General features: G+C 40.7%; 17 protein-coding genes. 10 read left to right on the top strand and 7 right to left on the bottom strand.

What is annotated here, in order from left to right; all coding sequences use genetic code 11:
- Positions 1 to 2: 2 nt before the first annotated feature.
- The 3 genes from SD427_RS03485 (at position 3) to SD427_RS03475 (ending at position 5,350) form a co-directional block, all read left to right on the top strand.
- Positions 3 to 1,496 (top strand): NADH-quinone oxidoreductase subunit M, encoded by a 1,494-nt coding sequence (locus SD427_RS03485; protein WP_320559916.1) that lies wholly within the window; start codon positions 3 to 5, stop codon positions 1,494 to 1,496.
- 99 nt (positions 1,497 to 1,595) lie between these two features.
- A complete protein-coding gene (locus SD427_RS03480) occupies positions 1,596 to 2,975 on the top strand; it encodes an NADH-quinone oxidoreductase subunit N (protein ID WP_320559915.1) in 1,380 nt (459 codons plus the stop codon).
- 74 nt (positions 2,976 to 3,049) lie between these two features.
- Complete coding sequence (locus SD427_RS03475) at positions 3,050 to 5,350, top strand: GAF domain-containing protein (RefSeq protein WP_320559914.1); 2,301 nt, start codon at positions 3,050 to 3,052, stop codon at positions 5,348 to 5,350.
- A gap of 62 nt (positions 5,351 to 5,412) precedes the next feature.
- Here SD427_RS03475 and SD427_RS03470 read toward each other — a convergent pair whose 3' ends face one another.
- Positions 5,413 to 6,582 (bottom strand): Pycsar system effector family protein, encoded by a 1,170-nt coding sequence (locus tag SD427_RS03470; RefSeq protein WP_320559913.1) that lies wholly within the window; start codon positions 6,580 to 6,582, stop codon positions 5,413 to 5,415.
- A 26-nt stretch (positions 6,583 to 6,608) separates the two neighbouring features.
- Here SD427_RS03470 and SD427_RS03465 point away from each other — a divergent pair, with 26 nt between their 5' ends.
- Positions 6,609 to 10,322 (top strand): metallophosphoesterase, encoded by a 3,714-nt coding sequence (locus SD427_RS03465; RefSeq protein ID WP_320559912.1) that lies wholly within the window; start codon positions 6,609 to 6,611, stop codon positions 10,320 to 10,322.
- Between the two features lie 89 nt (positions 10,323 to 10,411).
- Here SD427_RS03465 and SD427_RS03460 read toward each other — a convergent pair whose 3' ends face one another.
- The 4 genes from SD427_RS03460 to SD427_RS03445 all read right to left on the bottom strand — a co-directional run bounded on the left by SD427_RS03460 (position 10,412) and on the right by SD427_RS03445 (position 13,760).
- Positions 10,412 to 11,284: a hypothetical protein gene (locus tag SD427_RS03460; RefSeq protein WP_320559911.1), complete on the bottom strand. Its 873-nt coding sequence runs from the start codon at positions 11,282 to 11,284 to the stop codon at positions 10,412 to 10,414.
- 2 nt (positions 11,285 to 11,286) lie between these two features.
- The gene (locus SD427_RS03455; RefSeq protein WP_320559910.1) at positions 11,287 to 12,366 is read right to left on the bottom strand and encodes an FUSC family protein; all 1,080 of its coding nucleotides are present in this window, start codon (positions 12,364 to 12,366) and stop codon (positions 11,287 to 11,289) included.
- Between the two features lie 3 nt (positions 12,367 to 12,369).
- A complete protein-coding gene (mazG, locus tag SD427_RS03450; RefSeq protein ID WP_320559909.1) occupies positions 12,370 to 13,140 on the bottom strand; it encodes a nucleoside triphosphate pyrophosphohydrolase in 771 nt (256 codons plus the stop codon).
- Positions 13,141 to 13,217: 77 nt separating this feature from the next.
- Positions 13,218 to 13,760, bottom strand: a complete 543-nt coding sequence (locus SD427_RS03445) for a hypothetical protein (protein WP_320559908.1) — start codon at positions 13,758 to 13,760, stop codon at positions 13,218 to 13,220.
- Between the two features lie 718 nt (positions 13,761 to 14,478).
- On the opposite strand from SD427_RS03445, the gene SD427_RS19025 reads away from it, so the two are divergent.
- Together SD427_RS19025 and SD427_RS03440 are read left to right on the top strand one after the other, a co-directional pair.
- A complete protein-coding gene (locus SD427_RS19025) occupies positions 14,479 to 14,733 on the top strand; it encodes a helix-turn-helix transcriptional regulator (RefSeq protein ID WP_414017704.1) in 255 nt (84 codons plus the stop codon).
- A 135-nt stretch (positions 14,734 to 14,868) separates the two neighbouring features.
- Positions 14,869 to 15,216, top strand: coding sequence for a helix-turn-helix transcriptional regulator (locus tag SD427_RS03440; protein WP_320559907.1), 348 nt, complete (start codon positions 14,869 to 14,871; stop codon positions 15,214 to 15,216).
- A gap of 756 nt (positions 15,217 to 15,972) precedes the next feature.
- Here SD427_RS03440 and SD427_RS03435 read toward each other — a convergent pair.
- Positions 15,973 to 17,037, bottom strand: a complete 1,065-nt coding sequence (locus tag SD427_RS03435) for a carboxymuconolactone decarboxylase family protein (RefSeq protein ID WP_320559906.1) — start codon at positions 17,035 to 17,037, stop codon at positions 15,973 to 15,975.
- 221 nt (positions 17,038 to 17,258) lie between these two features.
- On the opposite strand from SD427_RS03435, the gene SD427_RS03430 reads away from it, so the two are divergent.
- The 4 genes from SD427_RS03430 (at position 17,259) to SD427_RS03415 (ending at position 20,483) form a co-directional block, all read left to right on the top strand.
- Positions 17,259 to 18,155 carry a helix-turn-helix transcriptional regulator gene (locus SD427_RS03430; RefSeq protein ID WP_320559905.1) on the top strand — a complete coding sequence of 299 codons (897 nt, stop codon included), beginning with the start codon at positions 17,259 to 17,261 and terminating at the stop codon, positions 18,153 to 18,155.
- A 12-nt stretch (positions 18,156 to 18,167) separates the two neighbouring features.
- Entirely contained in the window at positions 18,168 to 19,076 is a 909-nt protein-coding gene (locus tag SD427_RS03425) for a helix-turn-helix transcriptional regulator (protein ID WP_320559904.1), read from the top strand.
- Between the two features lie 99 nt (positions 19,077 to 19,175).
- On the top strand, positions 19,176 to 19,904 hold the full coding sequence (locus SD427_RS03420; protein WP_320559903.1) for an SDR family oxidoreductase: 729 nt from the start codon (positions 19,176 to 19,178) through the stop codon (positions 19,902 to 19,904).
- Between the two features lie 408 nt (positions 19,905 to 20,312).
- The gene (locus tag SD427_RS03415; protein WP_320559902.1) at positions 20,313 to 20,483 is read left to right on the top strand and encodes a hypothetical protein; all 171 of its coding nucleotides are present in this window, start codon (positions 20,313 to 20,315) and stop codon (positions 20,481 to 20,483) included.
- Between the two features lie 893 nt (positions 20,484 to 21,376).
- Here the strand turns inward: SD427_RS03415 and SD427_RS03410 are convergent.
- Positions 21,377 to 22,651, bottom strand: coding sequence for a phage integrase SAM-like domain-containing protein (locus SD427_RS03410; protein WP_320559901.1), 1,275 nt, complete (start codon positions 22,649 to 22,651; stop codon positions 21,377 to 21,379).
- Between the last annotated feature and the right edge of the window lie 235 nt (positions 22,652 to 22,886).

Here is a 22,886-nt window from a genome sequence, read left to right as displayed (position 1 = left end):
TAATGTCGGGTTTGTTAATAACATTATTGCTATTACCTCTTGTAGGTTCGGGATTGGTCTTTGTTTGGAAAAACAATTCCAGTAAGTATTTGGCATTGGGAATTGCGTTGGTACAGATGCTCCTTACATTTTATATGCTGTCGGATTTTAATTTTGGTCCGACCGTAGACAGTAAGCTGCAGTATGAAATCACGTATCCTTGGTCACAGTTTATTAAAAGTACGCTGCATTTCGGTGTTGACGGGATGAGCATGCTTCTGTTGCTGCTGACCAATATTTTAGCGCCGATCATTATATTATCTTCCTTTAACGAGAATGTAAGCTACAGAAATACATTCTACGGTCTGATCCTGCTGATGCAGTTCGGGCTTGTGGGTGTGTTTACTTCGCTGGACGGATTGCTGTTCTATATTTTCTGGGAAGTCACCTTGATTCCGATCTGGTTTATTGCCGGGCTCTGGGGTCAGGAAAATAAAAGGTTTGAATTCACCACGAAATTCTTTGTCTATACTTTCGTAGGGTCGCTGTTCATGTTGGCCGGACTGATTTACGTATACAACCATTCCGCTTCATTTGCACTGACTGATCTGTACAATGCCCAGCTGAACGAAACCCAGCAGACCGTGGTATTCTGGTTTATTTTCTTTGCTTTTGCAGTGAAACTGCCGGTATTCCCGCTTCATACGTGGCAGCCGGATACCTACACCTATTCACCTACACAGGGATCCATGCTTCTGTCAGGGATTATGCTGAAGATGGCAATTTACGGGGTTATGCGTTACCTGTTACCGATCACTCCGATCCCGATTGCCGGAATCTCAGGACAGATTGTTATCATCCTGGCCATTATAGGGATTGTACACGGTGCATGGATCGCAATTATCCAGACTGACATGAAAAGGATCATTGCCTATTCTTCCTTCTCTCACGTAGGATTGATGGTAGCCGGTATTTTTGCTTCCGCTATGGTTACATTGAGAGGAACTTTCAATATTGAAGGGGCTGAAGGCGCTTTGGTACAGACTTTTGCGCACGGGATTAACGTGGTAGGGCTGTTCTACTGCTGTGACATCCTGTATAAAAGATTTAAATCAAGAGACATCAGACAAATGGGCGGGCTTGCAAAAGTGGCCCCTAAATTTGCCGTACTGTTCCTGGTTATCATATTAGGCTCTATGGGCGTTCCGTTGACCAACGGGTTCATCGGGGAATTTATCCTGCTGAAAGCGGTTTATGATTTTAACGGGACTGCTGCAGTACTGGCAGGCCTTACCATTATCTTTGCGGCCGCTTATCTGTTGAGGTTCTACGGAAGGGCTATGTTCGGGCAAGGTGACGAGGCGGTGTTAAGCACAGCGAAAGATTTATCCGCAGTGGAATTTTCCGTACTGGCAAGTCTGGCCGTTTTTGTCATTGTATTGGGTATTTTCCCGCAGCCGGTTATCGATATGGTAAGCAGTTCGGTAAGGTTTATCTACGGGGCAATGGCCAATTAAAAAATTAAAAGATTTAAAAATTAAAAAATTAGCAGATCAGGAAATGGGAAATCAGAATTTTTATCTCATGTCTCATATCTCGCATCTCAAATCTATATTATGAGTGTTTTAATTATTGTTTTTCTAACGGCAGTTGTTGCGTTATTTTCAGGCGTTTTCGAACAGGGGAAATTCGCAAGGTACATTGGGATTCTGGGATTAATCATCGCATTATTTGTAAGCTTTATGCCGGAAAATGCATTTTTTGAACAGTACAGGCATATGTATGACTATACTGCAAATACCGCATTGTTTACCAAAATATCCCTGGTTACCACTTTGCTGTTGTTCTTTTTAGGAGGCTTTGCATTCAGCAACCACAGGAGCCACCAATCTGAATTATATGCCTTGATGCTTTTTGCGCTTTGCGGCGGGATTATCCTTTTCGGGTTCCAGAATATGGTTACGCTGTTCCTTGGAATAGAAATCCTTTCCATCCCGTTATATGTTATGGCAGGGGCCAATAAAACAGATTTAAGATCAAATGAAGCCTCCATCAAATATTTCCTGATGGGTGCATTTGCCACAGGTTTTTTACTTTTCGGTATTGCTTTTATTTACGGAAGCACGGGAAGTTTCGATTTATATACCATTCATGATTTCGGGATGTCAAACCCTAAGGACGTTATGTTCATTTTAGGGGTATTGCTGATTCTTTGTGCACTGGCGTTCAAAGTAGCGTTGGCACCATTCCACATGTGGAGCCCGGATGTCTATTACGGGGCACCTTCCCTGATTACGGCTTTCATGGCCAGCGTGGTAAAAATCTCCGGATTTTTCGCGCTGTTCAGACTGATGACAATCGGATTTGCGGGCGTGACGAATGAATGGATCAATGTTTTCGGTGTATTCCTGATTATCACTCTGCTTTTGGCCAACGTAATGGGACTTGCACAGACCAATGCCAAAAAGATGCTGGCGTATTCTTCGGTTTCGCATGCAGGATATATCGGGCTGGTATTTTTCGGGATTACAAGCCTTTCTCCTTATAACCTAGCCTTTTATTTGTTCGCCTATGCCTTATCGACAGTGGGCGTTTTCATGTGTCTGATCTATGTGGAAAAACTGAAAAGGGAAACCTCTTTCGGAGCCTTCAAAGGATTGGCAAAATCTGAACCTTTACTGGCAACCGTAGCGGCCATTTCCATGCTTTCCATGGCAGGAGTTCCGCTCACAGCCGGCTTCATGGGTAAATTCGCATTGTTCTCCCAGGCGATGAACGGTGCTGCTTTTCTGGTTCTGATCGCCGTTTTGGGTTCTGCGGTTTCCATCGCTTATTACCTGAGACTGATCATTGCCATGTTCTTCTTCAAAGAAAGCTCATTCAAGTCCTCAGAAAAAGTAACGCTTACCTATAATATTGTTGCCGTATGCATCATTGCTTCAATCATTGTACTGGGCGTTTATCCTGATTTATTTGCAAGACAGTTCGGGCTGTAAAAAGTCACGACAAATCATATAAACCACAACGTCCCTGTTGTGGTTTTTTTATAACTTTACTCTAAATTTCAGCTGTGGCAAATCTTTACAAGAAAGACGCTCCATTTCAGGTTCACATTTCGTTTCAAAAATATCTGGATATCCTCGAACATATCCGGTATAACGACCGTCTGGAATACCGTGCCAGCTATGCTGAATCCCTGATTGACAAAACCAGAAACTTCCGGGAACTCAGGGACGGCTTTCAGGATGTCTCCCTGCTTGAAAAACATGAAGACCTCATCAGGCTTCTGCTGGCAGACCTCTTCCCTACCGGGCTTACCAACAATGAAATAAAGGCAGCCAGCATTCCGCTTTCCAATATTACGTTCAATTATACCGAACGTTTTAAAAACATCCTTAAAGATGCCGGAAAAGATTTTGAAATAGAGCTCAGGAATATTGATGATGATGAATTTTACGTATTCTGCTGCTGCCTGATTGTTCAGAGCTACTTCAAAAGGGACATCAGGAGTTCGCTGCCCTTTTATTATGACATCCCGAACCGGCAGGGAATCATGAAACATTACAAAATCACGGTAAACTCAGATTTTACTGAAGTATATCCTACCGAAGGCACAAAAATACCGTCCGATGGAATACTGGACATGCTGCTGGAAAACCTGGACGACATTACACTCTGGAAAAAATATTTCCCAAACGAATCCTGGATCCTGAAAGGCTTTACCATTATTTCCCTGGTAGACTGCACCTCGGAAGTCGCTTTATCAGATCTGAAGTCCAGCATGATCAGTATTGACCCGGAAAATCTTTCCCCTGACGAAAACCTGATTGAAATCTTCAAGTCTTATTTTGACGTGCCTGAACTTAATTTCGGGCTGATGCTCTTCAATACAAAAGATCAGCGCCTGGAGAAGCTTCCGATCTATGAAAACCTTTTTACCCACCATATCCTGGATTTCTGGATCAATGCTTTTGATGAGGAAACACGGAAAAATACCTTCAGCAATATCAATTATAATTCAAAGCCCTTTGTCATTTCCAATGTAGAGAACCTGGATCAGGAAATTCGGTCCCTCCCGTCTTTCAAAATATTAAAAGACAATAACATCAACAGCTTTATGGTCATCCCGATCATGAAAGACAATGAACTGCTGGCCATTATGGAATTCACATCACCGGTCAAAAGCAGCTTTAACGGATTAAAGCTTAAAAAGATGGAGTTTTTTACGGATATGATTTTATTCTCGCTGAACCGTTTCAGTTTCGAGAAAAACTATCAGATCGAGGCCATTATCCAAAGGGAATATACCAGCATTCATAACAGTGTGGTATGGAAGTTCAGGAATGAGGCTGAGAAATACTTCAATGCCTCGCTGTCCAAAAAAATATATACCTTAAAACAGATTACTTTTAAAAACCTTACGCCGCTTTTCGGGTTTTCAGACATCCGCTCTTCCTCGGAAAAACGTTTTCACCTGATGCTGGAAGACCTCAACCGGCAGATCGGCTGCCTTCACGGGATTTTTTCTTTGATCACGGCAGATTCGGAGAAATACATACTTGCCATTGAAATTTTTGCAAACGAGCTGAATAATGAAATAAAAGCAGACAGCGAACAGCGCTTCCAAAGGCTGTTAAGAGAGGAAATCCACCCGTTTTTACAGGCGAAACTGGAAATTAAAACGTCCAGTGAGGCAAAGGCAAAGATCAAGGATTATTTTGCCCAGATCCACACCCAGAACGACCTGTTTTACTCCAGCCGGAAAAGACTGGATAATTCCATTACTTTGGTCAACAGGAAGCTCGCAGATATGCTGGACGAAGGCCAGGCCGAAGCCCAGCTGATTTTCCCGCATTATTACGAAAGATTTAAATCCGACGGTGTAGAACATACGTTATATTCAGGCCAGAATATTGCCCCGGAGCTGCCTTACACTTCAAAAGTAGTACAGCGGCTGAGATACTGGCAGCTGAAGACCATCTGCAGCATGGAACGTGAATTCCGGAACTTCAGGAAAGACCTGGCGGTTCCCCTGGATATTGCTTCTCTGATCTTCGTGTACAATGAAAAAATCGATATCCGGTTCCGCATGGATGAAAAACGGTTTGATGTGGACGGAGCGTATAATTCTTACTATGAAATTATCAAAAAAAGGCTTGACAAAGCGCATGTAAAAGGCTCTTCGGACAGGATAACATGTCCGGGGAAGATAACCATCGTCTATTTCGGGATGGAAAACCAGAGGGAATACCTGGAATACATCGGCAAGCTTCAAAAAAAGGACATCCTTCAGAATGACATTGAATTTTTAAAAGTCGAAGACCTGCAGGGAATTACAGGGCTTCTCGCCCTCAGGGTCTCCCTGGCATAAAGATGAAACCCATCCGTGAATGAATGAGTTCTGTATATCGTTTCAGCTTAACCCGGCTTTAATCAAAGTGTAAGGAAAGCATAAGCAAAAGACAACACTGAAATGACAATACCGGCCATAAAGATGTTATATGTTGTCGAGAGAAGCCTGTATTTCCGGTCTAGGACCTTTCCCAGGAAATATAAATCCTTCACCATCGAATCATAAATATAGTTCCGGTCGTTAATCAGGTCTTTCATCGCAACATTAAAATCATCAAAAAGCATCCTGTTAAAATTACCGAAGAACAGAAGGTTGACTTTCCTGTCGGCAATATCCTGAGGTGTGAATTTTATCTTTGTCACGTTAGGCTTTGTTGATAAAATAGCAAAGATGATCGTGATGACACTGGACAGCAGCAAGAGAAAACTCGGAATGATAAGATGTGAATTTTTAGGCGTATCCAGTTTGGGAACCAATACGGACAGGCAGACTGAAATAATGATGGCATTCACCGAAAGCAGGATATTCGCTTTGCTGTCTGCAATATCGCTTAACCGTGTATGGTTGCCCAGCGTAATCCTGAATAAAGTATCTACACTGCGGTCAGATTTAGGTTCTTTATCTTTCTTGCTTTCAGAAGGCTCTTTTTTTCCGCTGTCTTCTTTTTCCAGCTTTTTCCCGATTTTCCTGATGTTCTTTTCTTTCAGGGGCTGCCAGTTCTCTTTTGCATAGGCTGTGTAAAACCGGTGCTTGTTTTTCAGCATATCCAGATTCCCTTCATTCCATTCATCATTGGAAAAGCATCGTACGTTGGTAAGCTCCCATTCTTTTCTCAGGGCATCGGCAATATCATTATAATCATGGCTTGCAAAATGGCTGCAGTCTGCATCTTTTACAATCTCCTCCAGAAGATCCTTCGGCTGATGGGTAATCTGTGTGGCAAGGATCAGCCGGGCCACTTTATTGATGTATTCTTCGCTGAAATTTTCTTTGCTCAGGAAATCTTTCATAATTTCTACACCGTTCTCCTCATGGTTCTGTGCGCACTTAATATACCCTACGTCATGAAACCACAGCGCCAACAGCACTTTTTCCTGGTCTTCCGCGGAAACAGGCGTACTTCTCATAATTTCTTCCGCTTTATTTACCGTATAGGTGGTATGTATAAAATTATGATAAAAATATACCGAAGATAACTTATCTTTGAATAAGATCTCAACGTAATCTTTGGCTTTCTGTAAAATGCTCATGGCCGGAATTTTGTTATTGTAAATTTATGAATTTATCCTCGAAAACTCATTTAAAAAATACGTCCGTTGTCCTTAAGGTCGTATTGTCTGCAGGAGTGCTTTATTCCTGCGCAACCTATAACGTAAAAAAAGGCAAAAACTTATCCGAGACAGAAATTTCTGCTGTAAAATCCGAAAATGACTTTAAACTTTTCTTAATTGGCGATGCCGGGAATGCAGATCAGAAACAGGGCCGGAATACCCTGAACCTGTTGAAAACGCAGCTCGAAAGCGCCGGCCAGAACTCTATGCTGATCTTCTTGGGAGACAACATCTACCCGCTCGGTATGCCTGCACCCTCAGACAAAGGCTATGACCTGGCCCGCCAGAAACTGGAAGAACAGCTTGCCATCGTAAAAAACTTCAAAGGTAAGACACTGGTCATCCCTGGAAACCACGACTGGTACAAAGGGCTTGATGGCCTGAAAGCACAGGAAAAGTTTGTAAAATCCTATCTGGACGATAAAAAAGCCTTTCTTCCCAGAAATTCCTGTCCCATCGATGACATTAACCTTACCAAAGATGTCAAGCTGATTGTGGTAGATTCCGAATGGGCCCTGATCAATTGGGATAAGCAGCCGGGAATTAATGAAGGCTGTGATATAAAAACAAGGGAAGATTTCTACGCTGAATTTAAAGATCTGATCATAAAAAATCAGGATAAGAGAATTATTGTAGCCATGCACCACCCGGTTATCAGTTCCGGTGTCCATGCAGGATTCAACTCAGCAAAATCCCATCTTTCGGCATTTAACGGAAGGCTTCCGGTTCCGGGCCTTGCCACGATAGCCACAACATTGAGAAGCTCTTCCGGAGCAAGCATGGAAGACCTGAGCAATGTCCATTACGCAGAATTTGCCAACCGGATCAAAAGCATTATTCAGGATAAAGAAAATATCATCCTGGTTTCCGGGCACGACCATAATCTGCAGTATCATAAAAACAACAACATCAGGCAGATCATCAGCGGCGCAGGTTCCAAAACCGATCCGGCAACCATCGTCAACAATACCGATTTCTCGTATGGCGGAAGCGGATTTGCCGTATTGAACCTGAGAAAAGACCTGAGCTCCGATGTTGAATATTTTTCAACAAAAAACAATGAACTGGAAAAGCTGACGCAGATTTCAGTCATTTCCAAACCGCAGCCTTTTGAAAATAATTATCCTTCGGCTTTTCCTTCGATGCAGACTTCGTCGATTTATACCGAACGGTTAACCAGCAAAGGCAAGATCTACCGTTGGCTCTGGGGGAACCATTACAGAAAATATTATGCGCTTCCGGTCAATGCCAGAACAGCCAATCTTTCTGAAATGAACGGCGGCTATGAACCTTTCAGGGAAGGCGGCGGAAACCAGTCGAACAACCTTCGCCTTAAATCAAAAGACGGACAGGAATTTGTGATGCGCGGCGTAAAGAAGAACGCAGTGCGTTTCCTTAATGCCATGGCCTTCAGAAAAAATACATTCGGAAACGAATTGAACAATACGTTCCCGGACAGGTTCCTGCTTGATTTTTATACCACCAGCCATCCTTTTACTGTATTTTCCGTGAACAATATGGCTGAGAAAATAGATCTTTTCCATAGCAATCCGGAACTGTATTACGTACCCAAGCAAAAAGCCCTGGGCGAGTACAATAAAAATTACGGCGATGAGCTTTATATGATTGAAGAACGCTTTTCTTCCGATCCTAAAACCTTAAAATACCTTGACAATGCTTCTGACATCCTGTCAACCGACGATGTTCTGAAAAACCTTAGGAAAGACAGCAGATACTCTGTAGACCAGGAGCAGTATATCCGGGCCAGGATCTTCGATATGATGATCGGCGACTGGGACCGCCATGAAGACCAGTGGAAATGGGCAGAATATAAGAAGGGAGATAAAATCATCTATAAACCAATTCCGAGAGACCATGACCAGGCATTCAGTAATTATGACGGAGCTGCTTTTAAGGTCGTGATGAACATTCCGGTGATCCGTCACATGAAATCGTTTAAAGATGAAATTAAAAACGTCCGCTGGATGAACAGGGAACCGTATCCGCTGGATATGATCCTTCTGAAAGGCTCTTCAGAACAGGACTGGATTACCCAGGCCCAGTATATTCAGCAGAACCTGACCGATACTGATATTGATGAAGCGTTTAGAAACCTCCCACAGGAAGTCCAGGATGAAACCATCACCGATATTCAGAGGAAACTGAAGCTGAGAAAAGCCGGTATTGAAAACTCTGCGGTAAAATATTACCATATCCTGCAGGAAAAAGTGCAGCTGGCCGGAACCGTGAATCCTGATAAATTCGTGGTGGTTAAAAATGAAAATTCAGTTGAGGTAAAACAGTACAAAATCAACAAAGACCAATCTGAGGAACTGGTTTTTGAAAAAACCTACGACGGTAAGGAAACCAAAGAACTCTGGATCTATGGTTTGGAAGACAATGATGTGTATGAAGTTTCAGGAGACGGTAAATCCAAAACCAATATCCGCCTGATCGGAGGCTACAATAAAGACACCTATAATGTAGAAAAAGGACGCAATGTAAAGATTTATGATTTTAAATCACAGGAAAACACCTACAATGCAAAATCTGCCTCAAAGCATATTACCAATGATTACGATGCCAATACCTACGACTGGAAACGTCCGAAATACAATTTCTTTGCAGGCTATCCGAATGCCAATTTCAACCCGGACGACGGCGTGATTTTAGGTTTTGTTGCCAATTATACCGTCAATAATTTTGTCCGTGACCCATATACGCAGAAGCACAGCCTCAGGGCCAATGTCTATACTGCAACAGGCGGATTTAACCTGGGCTATAAAGGGATCTTCAAAAAAGCGATCGGAGGCTGGGATGCCGGGATTGATGCTTCTTACACCACACCGTTTTTCGCAAGAACATTTTTCGGACTGGGTAACGAAACCGAATATGATAAAGATGCAGTAGACCGCAATTATAACCGGGTACGGATTTCACAGTTTAAATTTGCACCCTCGGTTTCCACAACCAGCTGGCTGAACCTGAGGCATCAGTTCCAGCTCACCTTTGAACATGCTGATGTACAGCGGAATGACGACCGTTTTATCGCTGTTTCACCCGACGTCAATCCGGAGGTTTTCAACGGGCAGCAGTTTGCCGGAGCCAATTATTCTTTCAGCTTTAGAAATTTAGATAACAAGGCATTTCCTACCTTAGGCCTTGAACTGGCTCTACAGGCAGGCTGGAAAGCCAATATTTCGGAATTCGACCAGAACTTCGCTACATTCCAGGGAACAATGAACCTGTTCCGCAGAATTGATAAAAGAGGCCGGTTTGTGTTCGCCAATTCTACCAATGCCATGATTATCAACAATAATAATTTTGAATTTTACCAGGCAGCCGCCATCGGTGGAAACAATGCCATGCGTGCTTATAGAAACGAAAGGTTTGCAGGGAAATCCTATCTGGTAAATAATGCAGAAGTCCGTTGGGATTTCGGGCGTATCAAAAACAACATTGTCCCTGTCAATATGGGTATACTGGTCGGCTATGATATCGGAAGGGTCTGGATGGACCGTGAAAGTTCTGATAAATGGCACCAGGGTGTCGGAGCCGGATTCTGGATGAATATCCTGGAAACGTTCTCTGCAAGACTGGATTACTTCACCGGTGAAGACGGCGGAAGGATTTCGGGAGGCGTGGGATTGAGTTTTTAATTACCGTGCTTACTGTTACTGTTAGCCTCAGTTTTGAACCAGCAGACTAAAAAACAAAATCCGCAGAAGCTTTTTCTGCGGATTTTGTTTTATTTTACAGTAAACCGATACACATTCCCGCCCGTTTTTTTATCCTTTTCATCAGCGATGAGTAAAGTTTTATCATCGAGGAAAGCCACGGCTTCTTTCTGTGAATTGTGGTTTAAGGATAAGGTCTGAATCTTTGTCTGGTTAAAGTTACCTGCCGTAAATCCTGTCAGCACCTGAATATTCTTATGATTCAGCAGGATGATCCTGTCTTTGGTACGGTTGATGGCGGCAGAAGTAATGGCTGCATCGCTGTAGCCGCCTTCAAGCTTTAATTTCCCGACCAGCTTAGCTTCAAAATCGCCTTCTTTATCCGGAATTTGGAATACCAGAAAAGTCCCGTCAAAACCTTTGCTTCTGTTTTTTGTAAACAGGTAAAAGTTACCGTCCATTTCTATGAATGCTTCGCAGTCATACAGCCAGTTGGATTTCTTCGGCGGGAATTCAGTCTGCCCTTCATAACGGAACGTGGTGGTCTGTGTTACAGCCGTGCTCTTTTGGGAGAGATCTTTTAAATCCAGTTTTAAAATGGAAAGATTCTGCCGGTCATTATCGTTATTCCCGAAATCCCCTATGTAAATATTCCCCTGCGGATCTGCCGTTATATCTTCCCAGTCGGTATTTTCAGCATTGCTTACCGGTATATCTGCTACCGGTTTACCCTGCAGGTCCAGGCCATACACTACATTTTTATTCCCTTGGTCTTCAATAGCCCAGATTATTTTTTTATCTCCGGACAGAGCGATCCCTGACACTTCCTTCAGTTTTTTCGGTAAAGAAAATTCCGTTTTTAGGTCTTCATTTTCCAATGAGTCCTGGGCTTTCGGTTGGCAGCTTAACAGGAAGAATACTGATACAATTGAAATACGCAACATAGTTATTTTTTTAATTTCTTAAACTGAAAATAAGAGAACCTTATATTTTTTTCCAGGTTGTTGATGATTTGCTGATGGTGCAGGAAAAAACCTGCTGCCAGCCCGATCAGGCTTCCGATAATGGTATCCAGGAGCCTGGCATGCATCAGCTGTTCTACAGGATGGTATACTTCGTTTCCGGTTTCTGCCAGAAGAATGGTTAACGGGGTAATAAAAGCCACGGCAAAACCGTAATTTCTTACAATCAGCAGTTCGATGATAAACTGCAATACGGTAATGATCACGATCATGATGATTTTTTCCGGCCGGAACCATAAGATCAGCCACGCCAGGGCAATGCCGATAAAGGTCCCCAGGATCCGGTGTATGTTCCGCTGGCGCACATGTTCAAAATTCTGTCCCTGGACGATGGCAACGGCCGCAATGGAAATCCAGTAAGTATTATTGAATTTCAGAAGATGCCCGGTGATTAAGGTCAGGGCCATGAAAACCCCTATAATCATGCTTTCTACAAATTTGGTATACCTTCTTTTGTTGAATGTCCTTCTCGGAACCGTTACCACTCTGCTCTTTTCGATAAAAACGGAATACAGAAAAGCGAGGGAACATGATAAAATCGCTCCCATGGCTACCAGCCCTACCCTTGTGGGAATCAGTTCCGGATCGAAGGGGAAGGTACTTGCCATGGCCGCAACCATGATAAAGAAAAAGTTTCCCGGCGGCGGTATTTTAAAGTAGGAAGTAAGGAAATGAGCCAGAAAAGCAATAATGCCCAGTGAAAAGGCAGCCACATAGGCATTAAAGCTGAAAAATAAGCTTATGGTAAATGAAAATACAATTCCGAAAGCACAGATGGCCAGGTGCACCATCCGCTGGGTGATAGGGGCTGATGTAAAATACAAAATCGTTAAGGCACCGAGGCTGGAAAGGCTGCCGTACCCAGGTTTCCCAAGGAAATACCCGATAAACAGGCAGCTTCCGATACACAGCGCTGCCAAAACAGGAAAATGCCATTTCCGCTCCGTCTGTTTAAATTCCAGCAGGTACTGGAACCTCTGGGCTGCCGGATTCTGTACTTTCATCTCTTACTGTAACCGTTTTTTCGCCTCTTCCCAGAGGACATCCATTTCTTCCAGGGTCATATCGGCCAGGTTTAAATTTTGTTCTGAGGCCAGTTTCTCCATCTTTTGGAACCTTGAAATGAATTTCAGGTTGGTTCTTTCCAGGGCGGAATCCGGATTAATGCCTGAAATCCTGGCATAATTGATCAGTGAGAAAAATACATCACCCAGTTCCTGCTCCTTTTTTTCAGGATCGGTTTCCTCATGGAATTCCCGGATTTCTTCATCCACTTTTTTCCATGCATCCTCCGCATCATGAAACTCAAATCCGATCCCTTTTACTTTATCCTGAATCCTATAGGCTTTTACCATGCTCGGCAGGCTTTTCGGGACTCCGCCCAGAATGGAAGTATTGCCTTCTTTCAGTTTTAATTTTTCCCAGTTCTGTTTTACCTCTTCTTCATCCTTCACTTCCGTATCGCCGTAAATGTGGGGATGGCGGAAGATCAGTTTTTCATTCAGGGAATTGATCACGTCAGCGATATCAAAGCTTTCTTTTTCGGAACCGATTTTAGCATAGAAAACCAGATGCAGCAGCACGTCGCCAATTTCTTTTTTAATTTCCTGCAGGTCTCCCTGTAAAATAGCATCGGAAAGTTCATACGTTTCTTCCAGCGTCAGATGGCGAAGCGATTCCAGGGTCTGTTTCCGGTCCCACGGGCATTTCTCGCGCAGATCGTCCATAATATCCAATAATCTTCCGAAGGCTTCCAGCTTTTCCTGTTTGGTATTCATAGTTTGGGAATTCAAAGTAGCACAAATTTAAGGTAAATATTCTGTTATGCCCTTTTGCGGTTAAAAAAACCGGTCATTTACTTCCCGGTTGCTTTTTGTGCTGAAGCCCTTTCCACGATCAGCCATGCGGCATCCAGCATTTTCATAAGCCGGAGATACGGAATGACAATCTTCCTCTCCTCTTCGCATCTCTGATCTCCCAGCGAGAAATAAACCATTGCCGAGAGAAACTCATCATATTCTTCCGGGCTGCAGGCCTTAAAAGCACTCCGGAACACCCGCACCGGATCCCGGTATTCTTCCGCCGAAAGAAAGCCCGTCATTGTTCTGGGAACATGGGTTTCGGATATAGCTTTGAAGCTTCCTTTCTCTGCTTTTTTGCCAATCAGGCGGCAGGCCCGGACCAGTGACCGCAGCGACTGGTACAAATGGAATATTTCGGCAGAATCTTCCCGGATCCGGGCATTCTTCTGTACCGAATACTGCACCATCGTGCTGAGGTTTTCTTTTACTTCGGCCAGGTCGTTGAACTGGAAGAATGTCTCCAGCAATCCCAGCGCGGTATGTTTGCGGGTGCCGGACCAGAACTGCGCCCCGAAGTCTGTTTTTTTCTTTTTCATTTTCTGTTTTTTTGTTACGGATTATCATGACCACAAAAGCACTTCATTTATGGTGGACGGAATGTTGAACTGCCTGTTGGTTAAAGGCGTTGTTGTCTGAGCATGCCGGAGCCATCCTTTTTTCATGGCAGACCATTACCGGATGTAAAGACAGCACTTACCGCTCGGTAGCAGGCCAACGGTTCATTTCTTATAAATTCCTTCCGTGACGAAAATAATTTGGAAAATTGAAAGAAAGCCAGTACTTTTAAGGGTTGGGTTTTAAATGTGCTTCGGCTTTCCTTTGGCTTAAAGGAATTTCGGAGGGCGGCGGTTTTTGGGTGCGGCTGTACCCCGCCTTCCTGCATTTGCGGGCAGTTTCGGTACAGCGTGGTCATCGGTTATGCTGCGGAGCTCCGGTTATTTGGAGGGCCTGTCGGCAGCAGGGTTGAAAATGTCGTTCTCATTATATTTTTTTATTATGGAACGATGCTTTTATGGGGAAATCCTAAAACGCAGTAGGACGACCTCGCAACTCTGATCATGGTTCCGCCAGAAACCATCCTTTAAAAAAGGTTGCCTCAGGCGAACACTCTTCAACTCGTGGCAATCTGGCGGATTTAGAACGAGTGACATAGTTTTATTCATACAGTTTTTAACCTGTTGAATCTTCGCTTGTTAATAATTACAAATATATAAAGTTTTACGTTAAACGAAAAACTTTTTTTGATTAAATTTTATGAAATTAAATAGACTAAAAGAAGTTTTCGACGAGAAAGGTGTAAAGAACAGGACATTATCTGCTGTTTTAAATAAATCAGAGTCTACTATATCCTTGTGGAGAAACAATAAAAGACAGCCATCCCTAGAAGAATTTTATATCATCGCAAAATTACTTCGTGTTAATATTCATGATCTTATTGAAAGTACAAAATGGGAAGGTGAGAAATCTTTGACTTACGAACAAATATCAAAGAAGACAATAAATAAGTGATTCAAAATTGAAACTTTTCGATATGGAGCGATTTCACGAGTTTCTCGAAGGTAAATTTGGTCTTTTCGGTTCGAGATATATCGTTTCAATTATTTTTAAACATCCAACATGTAGGATGATTTTTTTTTATAATTTATGGAGAAAACATTTACTTTCGAAACCACTCAATTTGATTTTGATTTTATAAATCATGTAAAAAGTATTCGTAAATCCAAGAAAATCAGTAAAGATCAATTGAGTCTTAAAATGGGTATGGCAAAATCTTTCGTAGGAAATGTAGAATCATATACTCAACGACATAAATATTCCACCCGACACATTTCATTGCTGGCCAAAGCGTTCGGTTACAAAAATATTTCCGGACTGATGGACTTCCCTACCCCGGAACATGACCGGATTAAAGTTACCATAAAGCAGGTTTATAATGAAAGCGGGACGAAGGTGATGGAGAGTGAGGTGGTGAGGATTGAGGGGACTGAATGAAAAAACTCCTGAGTTGTCAGGAGTTTTGATTGGTATGTATGTGATTACATTATAGCTTAATTGAAGTTTTAAGATGCTATCGTTTAATAAGATATGGCATCCTGCCATTTGTGATTTATGTTGGTTTATTTAAGACGCCAACCCTCATAAGCTTGAATTCTTATCTAAAAATTGGCAGATGGCATTATCGAATTGTCATGTTTTATATAAAAGGCAGTTTTATCCTTTAGCATAATTATGTAGCTGCGGCAAATTGTTCGTTGTTTTCCCGGTGGTGTTTACTCCTGAATTTCAAACGCAAAAATATAGCATTGAACGATACCAGAGCAGAAAAATATTTGCTGTCCCAATCAATTTATCAATTATGAAGTAATAATTAGGGAACCAGACAATTTTAAAGCGCTGCGGATCAGTTTATCTATTGGTAAAATAGCGACAATTCTATTAAGAGTTGTTGAGACCAATTATGTATACTCAGAAACACTGCAGCTTAATAAAAAAACCTTTAAAATTATTTAATTTCGAAGGTTTTGGTACTCGCAACCGGGAAAAACCGGAATGTCTGGAATAATAATAGTAATAGTAAAACAAATTACTCTGATGTTGACCGTACCAGGCAAAGCAAGAGTACAGTGCAAAAAACAGATATGAAAATCTCATATCATAATTTTAGATTAGTAATTTTTGTAATACGGTAGTTTTTTGAGGTTTGTTTGAAGTAAAAGAACTGATGATTAAGGTATTGCTTCACAGCAATCATTTTCCGATTTTCCCGAAAATAAGAGGCATTGTTTCCGGGTCTACAGCAGTCATATCTACCAATTTTAAGGATTTAACCATCTTTTGGGTGTTTGTTTTATAATACTGAAAATGAGGTGTCTGCAAATGAGATTTGTATGCCTTCTGATTGGCGTATATCTCTACGATCCTGATTTGCAAAGGATTTTCTTTTTGGAACATCGGATAGATTGCAATAACTCCCGGTTCCAATTTCACAGATTCCGAAGATTCTTTTTCAAGGATGGCTTTGTATTCTTCCAGGTATTCCGGAACAATTTCGATTTCGGAAATTCTCACGAGCATATCAGGTTCGATAACGGGCACAACAGGCTGGCCGATATTTTTTCTTAAAACATTGGCCTGTGTTTTTCCTGCTGTTTTTTCGATAATCGCAGTAAGTTCAGAAAGCTGGGCATCTGTAATCCCGGTATTTTTGCCCATCAATAAATGCGCTTGCAGCTGTGGCTCAGCTCCGGGCATGGCGGCCAATGCTGAGATGGTGACAAATTCTCGCTGGCGGAAATTCAGTACATCACGATTGAAAATATCGGCAAATAAATGTTCCTTCAAAAAAGTATCGGTGGCAGGAGCAAAAGCGGCAGCTCCTGTTTTTGGGCCTGTTTCTTCTTTTCCTGTTAATTTTTGAAGATTCTCTTTTCCTGATCTGTATTTATCCGTTACAGAAACGGAGGAAGCATCTTTACCTTCAATGTCTTTTTTCCCCTGGGATTTTCTTTCCTCAACAACTGCCATTAACGTATTGATGGCATTTAAGCTTCGCGGGAATCCGCAGTAGGCATACAGTTGTACCAGAGCTTCTTTAATTTCGTTGATGGTAAGGCCGGCATCGAGGCCGGTATTCAAGGCCGGTTTTAATTGTTCTGAATTTCCTGTTGCAGTCAGTGCGGCTATGGAAGCCATGCTTTGCTGATGTGAATTTAGAACCTGATTGTTTTTATTGTTATCCTGCGCATTCATCGTATTGGAAATTAATAAGAAAATGAAAAAACAGATGAGCTGTTGAAATTTTTTGTTCTTCATAATCCTGTGGTTTAAAAATCAGTATTTTAATATTTTTTTGAAAAGTCAAAACAGAATATTAAGTAAATTTTAAATAAGACTGTTTTAACTGATACAAATTTAGATACTTAAGCTGAAGTATATTTATACAGAATACGGTTGTTTTTACCATTTTCACTGATTTTGAAGACATATTCTTAATTACACAAGTCAGTTTGCTAAATTTGTATAAACATCTGATAATGGAAAAGATTGACAGAATAGAAACCGTTAAGCAGTATAATGATTCGGTGGGAGTTGAGACTCTGCATCCGCTGGTCAGCATTGTCAATTTTGATGAAATGCCGGCTTATCGGTATTTTAGAAGGTATATGGGCGTTTACTGTGTTTTTCTGAAATACATCAACTGTGGCGATATGCGTTATGGATGCCAGAATTATGATTATGAATACGGTACGCTGGTTTTCATTTCTCCCGGTCAGATTTATGGGATTGAGGGGAGGAACGATGTCATCAAACCCTGGGGAAAAGCGCTGGTTTTTCATTCTGATCTGCTTGCGGGAACGAGTCTTGCCAGGCAAATCAAAGATTATTCTTTTTTCTCTTATGAAGTAAATGAAGCATTGCATTTATCTAAAAAAGAGCGACAAACCATCAACGATTGTTTTGAAAAAATCCTGAATGAAATTAACCAGAATATAGACAAGCACAGCAAAACACTTGTTGTTTCCAATATCGAGCTTTTATTGAATTACTGCATGCGGTATTATGACAGGCAGTTCATTACCAGGACACACGTGAATAAAGATATTCTGATCCGTTTTGAAAATCTGCTGAAGGATTATTTTACGTCCGGCAAATCAAAAAACTTAGGGGTTCCTACAGTGACCTATTGTGCTGAGCAATTATTTCTGTCGGCCAATTATTTCGGAGACCTTATCAAAAAGGAAACCGGAAACACGGCTTTGGATTACATCCAGTCAAAACTGATTGACGAAGCCAAAACAATATTATTTGACCCCGAAAAATCGGTGAGCGATATTGCTGATGAACTGGGTTTTAAATACCAGCAGCATTTCACCCGTCTATTTAAGCGGAAGACCGGATTTACTCCGCTTCAGTACCGTATGAATTCATAATTTAAGTGACAAATGAAGCCAACATCTTTGCAGGATTTTTATCAGCACACCCTTACGGTTTCTCCTGAAGGCATTGCTGCTCAACCGGGACATTTTAATGTATTCCGCGTTAAGGATTTAAACAAACTGAAGCCTGCCGATGCGGCGATGTTCTACAATCGTAAATCGTTCTTTAAAATTGCCTTGCTCGTCGGCAGTACGAATATTAAATATGCAGATGCCACTGTTAACGTTGAGGAAAACGGACTTTTGTTTGCAGACCCGCATGTTCCTTACCAATACATTGACCAGGATCTTGAGGACGGAGGTTATTTCTGCATTTTCAGTGCAGATTTCCTTTTTAATAAAAAGAGTGGAATACTGCCCGATGTACTTCCTATTTTTAAAAATGATCATTACCCTGTTTTCAATATTTCATCAGAAGAAAAAAAAGAACTGGTCCTTATTTTTGAAAAAATGTGCACGGAGCTAAATAGCGGTTATGCCTATAAATATGACCTGATAAGAGCCTACATTGCCGAGTTGATACATTATGGGCAGAAATTGTTACCGAATATAGGCAGGAATGAACCGCGCCATGCTCCCCGGAGAATTACTGAAAAGTTCTTCAACCTCTTGGAACAGCAGTTTTCCATCAATTCCCACTCTGACCGGGTACAGGTGCGCACGCCAAAAGAATATGCTGAGAAGCTTTGTGTGCACGTGAATTACCTGAACAAAAACCTGAAAGAAATGACCGGAAAATCCACCAGTGAATTGCTGGGTGAACGGACAGTCCGGGAAGGGAAAATCCTTCTGAAACACAGCGACTGGAGTATCGCTCAGATCGCCTGTTCACTTGGTTTCGATGACGTTTCTCATTTCTCTAAATTCTTCAAAAAACACAGTGGCCTGGCACCGGTTTCTTTCCGTCAGGCGTAAATAGTTTGATTTGTACAAAAGTCCGTTTGTATTGTATTTCCCTGAGGAGTATCCAATGGCGACCTTTGACCATAAATTAATAAAATAAAAATATATCATATGCAACTCAGCAATAATAAAATTTTGATTACCGGCGGTGCTACCGGTATAGGCTTTGGAATGGCGGAACGTTTCATTAGTGAAGGAAATACAGTCATTATCTGCGGAAGACGACTTGATGCACTTGAAGAAGCAGTCTCAAAACTCCCTTCGCTCATCATAAAACAATGCGACCTTGAACAGGAAAGCGAGCGTGAGGCCCTTTATCATTGGATAGAAGAGGAACACAGCGACTTAAATGTCCTGGTAAACAATGCAGGTATACAGAACTGGATGTCATTGGATGACCCGGAATTTTTCAGCAAGGCCAGGAAAGAAATCACCATTAATATTGAAGCGCCATTGCACCTGACTCTTTTGTTTAAGAAACTTCAGTCACTCAGTACAATTGTCAATGTAACTTCAGGGCTTGCTTTTGTACCCTTAATCAAAGCTCCCGTATATTGTGCCACGAAATCATTTTTCCATTCTTTTACCCTTTCCCTCGCCCGTCTTCTTGAGAACAGCAATGTTGAGGTTATTGAAATTATCCCGCCGGCATTGAATACGGATCTCGGAGGCAAAGGAATTCACGACATGTGGGATTCGGTGGATACATTTATTGATTCTGTTTTTGTTCAGCTGAGGGAAGGTAAAAAGAGTATCTCTCACGGTTTCACTATTGCCATGAGCAGTGCAGGAAAGGAAACCCTGGATGGCATATTCAATCAAATGAACCCAAGCACATAATTTTATTTTAAAATCATTAAAATATGTTTGGCTTTACCCGATGATGGCCTATTTGTTTGAACCGGAATGTTTTTTTTGTTCTGATCCTGCTTACTGCAGGTTATCATAACACAACTTCCTTTTTAATTAAAGCAGATCTGATACAGATATTGCATACGCCTGACAATAGTATTCAGTTGATGCAAATAAGATAAGATAAGATCTGAAATTAAATAAAATGGCTCTATTCAGATTCGATAGGGCCATCAATAAGTTTGTGACGAGGAAAATCGTTTTTGAAATTTTTTAATATAAAAACAGTAATTCAAATTACGTAATAAAATTTTAATTGTTTGAAATTTTCGTATCAGTTAATATTACCATTTGGAAATGGGACAGTAAAAATTTATAATTAATAATGCAACTATAATGGACTACAATCTGATCAGAGAAATAATAGATCTGCTAAAAGATTTTGAAAAATCATGCAGGGAAACAAACAAATATCCAATTACAAAAAAAGGTTTCATTGCATGGGTTTCTGAGAGTTATATTTCTGAAGAACAAAACATTGAAAAAGATGATAAACTGATAGGCTAATTTTTTTCAAGTATGGGCGAAAATCAATACTCTGTTTTCAAAAAATCCCATTGTTAACATCCGGAAAATCATATCAAATGTAAAAATCACTTAAACACAAAAAGAAGAGATCAGCATACAATTGGCCATTGCCGTTATATGCTATCTGCATGTATATCGAACATCAATTATGAATTGGTTTTCAGTAACAGTAATTTCAATTTGTTTAAATTCTATTGTAATTTTAAGTTACAGAATAACTGGAATTGGAGATTATTCGTGGATTATATCCGGAATTGGCATTACCATTAACCCTAATTTTATAATATCCGCCCGTCCGGTATGGTGCTTTACCTGAAAAGATTGACAAGATTGTTAGATGTATTGTGCGTATTGATATGGGAATGCTCAGTTCACTTATTGTTTGTTGAGATTATTATACTCCACCCCACTCCACTCTACTCCAAACGCTCAGCACAGGCTTGCAGAAATATGCTTTTTCCGGCTCTTTCTTGCCGTAACTCTCCTGTTTTTTGTTATTTTAAGTTCTTCAGGTGTTTACATCGGGGGAAAACCATGTTATGGCACCCGCTAATTTTTCTCACCACTGGTAAAAGCTCAGAAGACTTTCAGAAGTTTATCAGAACTGATTCGTCTTCCATAAATTCTTATCTGAAGACCCTTTGATTTCAGGCTCCGCTTTAATAATAAGCTCTGATGAACCTTTGAAAACAGACTGCCCTATTCGCTGATTTTTACTTTTGTTGATATAGGTCCGACATTCCGGTAAAGATTGATCAGTTCTGAATTCATCGCCTTTACAATAGTGTCCTGAGCATTCTTTATGAATAAAGGTTCATTATTATCCCGGTAAAAGTGACCGGATTATCCGGTAAACCGTTCTAATTCTGTGCTCATATAGCTTCCGCATAAATTTTCTCAAAATAATCATTCAATTTAATAATGCGTGTATGGCTTAAATTATCAATATAATTTAAAAAAACCTGTTCGGAACCATGTCCCGTAGCCTGTATTAATAAAGGAGTAGGAATTTTACCATAAAAATTAGATGCAAAACTTCTTCTTCCGATATGGCTGCTTACATTCTGCCACTTTTCTACCAGGACCTCCTGTACACGGAATCCTATTCTCTTTCTAACCGATACTTCCTGATTGATTCCTGCTAAAAATGCAACTTCTTTAATTTGCTTATTGTAAAGGCTGCTTTCGATAGGCGGCGGAAAAGAATTCCCATATTTCTTTATTATATTTAAAACAATGGGATGGAGAGGGAGTATAATGGCTTTTCCTGTTTTCTGCTGAAAAAAAGAGATGCATTTCTTTCCATTAATATCCACAACCTGCCGTATATTAAAACGCATAAAATCCGAAATACGCTGTCCGGCGTAGCAACTTATGACAAGCCAGTCTTTTGCATGATTTAAACTTTCAGGTGCTTTTATCTGTTTGATTTTTTTTATTTCTTCATCCTCTAAAATCATAATTTTTCGTGTGACTTTGGCTTTTGGAATTTTCAACCGTCTTATATTTGTAGTAATTCCCTGGAGTTCAGCAAAATTCAAAATAGTTTTAATGAATTCTGCAGTTCTGTTTAATGTACTTTCAGAGTATTTTTCTTCTTTGCCAAACGTATAAAATTCAGAAAACAAAGAATTGTTTATTTCCTGGATAAAAATATGCTTTGAGAGAAAGCCTTCAAATTTTTCTATTAACCGCATAAATACCTGGTATCTCCGATAGGTAGAAAGGCTGATTGAATACTGCCTAGCCTGCAGGTAATGGCCCATCATCTCAAGAAGTGAGCCTTGAGGATATATGGCCCCCTGCTCAGAACATATTTTCATTATAACTTCGGAGATCACCTTGGCAGAAGCGTTAGCTCTATTTCCTAAAAGTCCCGAAATACCTATTTTAACCGCATTGAGAATGTAGTTCAGCTTTTTATATTTTTTACAATAGATATCAAACGGCCTTTGCTTATCAATATCCCAGTCTTCTGCCGAAATAGCAAAAGGAAGGGGGAACTTATATAATTTCTTTTTAGTGTTTTTTGAGAAGAAAGAAAGACAAACCTGATGTCCAGCTTCTGTATCGTTTTGGGATAAAAAAAATGAAAATTTCATAGGTAAAAATATCGTTATTTTAATTACCTGCAAAAATAAATCCACTTTTTTAGTCTTTTATAGACTAATGTTGCAAAGATAATAAATTATCATTATTTGCAAGCAATAAAATATAATAAAATATTATCATTTAAATATTTACGCTTCAAAAACAACATTTGTTAACATTAATTAAACGACAAAAAAAGTATTATAATCATAAATAACTCTACTTTTTATCAATTTTTGTGATGCTAAATTATTTGTTATCAATCCTATATACTTTAACATTAGTCTATAA

The organism is Chryseobacterium sp. JJR-5R, from assembly GCF_034047335.1.
Classification (GTDB): Bacteria; Bacteroidota; Bacteroidia; order Flavobacteriales; family Weeksellaceae; genus Chryseobacterium.
The sequence above is the reverse complement of the archived record's forward strand: the minus strand, read 5'-3'. Positions and strand labels throughout refer to the sequence as shown.

Excerpts from the sequence above, each read along its gene's own strand:
- SD427_RS03485 (WP_320559916.1), top strand. The coding sequence starts at position 3 with ATGTCGGGTTTGTTAATAACATTATTGCTATTACCTCTTGTAGGTTCG.
- SD427_RS03480 (WP_320559915.1), top strand. The coding sequence starts at position 1,596 with ATGAGTGTTTTAATTATTGTTTTTCTAACGGCAGTTGTTGCGTTATTT.
- SD427_RS03470 (WP_320559913.1), bottom strand. The coding sequence starts at position 6,582 with ATGAGCATTTTACAGAAAGCCAAAGATTACGTTGAGATCTTATTCAAA.
- SD427_RS03465 (WP_320559912.1), top strand. The coding sequence starts at position 6,609 with ATGAATTTATCCTCGAAAACTCATTTAAAAAATACGTCCGTTGTCCTT.
- SD427_RS03460 (WP_320559911.1), bottom strand. The coding sequence starts at position 11,284 with ATGTTGCGTATTTCAATTGTATCAGTATTCTTCCTGTTAAGCTGCCAA.
- SD427_RS03455 (WP_320559910.1), bottom strand. The coding sequence starts at position 12,366 with ATGAAAGTACAGAATCCGGCAGCCCAGAGGTTCCAGTACCTGCTGGAA.
- mazG (WP_320559909.1), bottom strand. The coding sequence starts at position 13,140 with ATGAATACCAAACAGGAAAAGCTGGAAGCCTTCGGAAGATTATTGGAT.
- SD427_RS03445 (WP_320559908.1), bottom strand. The coding sequence starts at position 13,760 with ATGAAAAAGAAAAAAACAGACTTCGGGGCGCAGTTCTGGTCCGGCACC.
- SD427_RS19025 (WP_414017704.1), top strand. The coding sequence starts at position 14,479 with ATGAAATTAAATAGACTAAAAGAAGTTTTCGACGAGAAAGGTGTAAAG.
- SD427_RS03440 (WP_320559907.1), top strand. The coding sequence starts at position 14,869 with ATGGAGAAAACATTTACTTTCGAAACCACTCAATTTGATTTTGATTTT.
- SD427_RS03435 (WP_320559906.1), bottom strand. The coding sequence starts at position 17,037 with ATGAAGAACAAAAAATTTCAACAGCTCATCTGTTTTTTCATTTTCTTA.
- SD427_RS03430 (WP_320559905.1), top strand. The coding sequence starts at position 17,259 with ATGGAAAAGATTGACAGAATAGAAACCGTTAAGCAGTATAATGATTCG.
- SD427_RS03425 (WP_320559904.1), top strand. The coding sequence starts at position 18,168 with ATGAAGCCAACATCTTTGCAGGATTTTTATCAGCACACCCTTACGGTT.
- SD427_RS03420 (WP_320559903.1), top strand. The coding sequence starts at position 19,176 with ATGCAACTCAGCAATAATAAAATTTTGATTACCGGCGGTGCTACCGGT.
- SD427_RS03415 (WP_320559902.1), top strand. The coding sequence starts at position 20,313 with ATGGACTACAATCTGATCAGAGAAATAATAGATCTGCTAAAAGATTTT.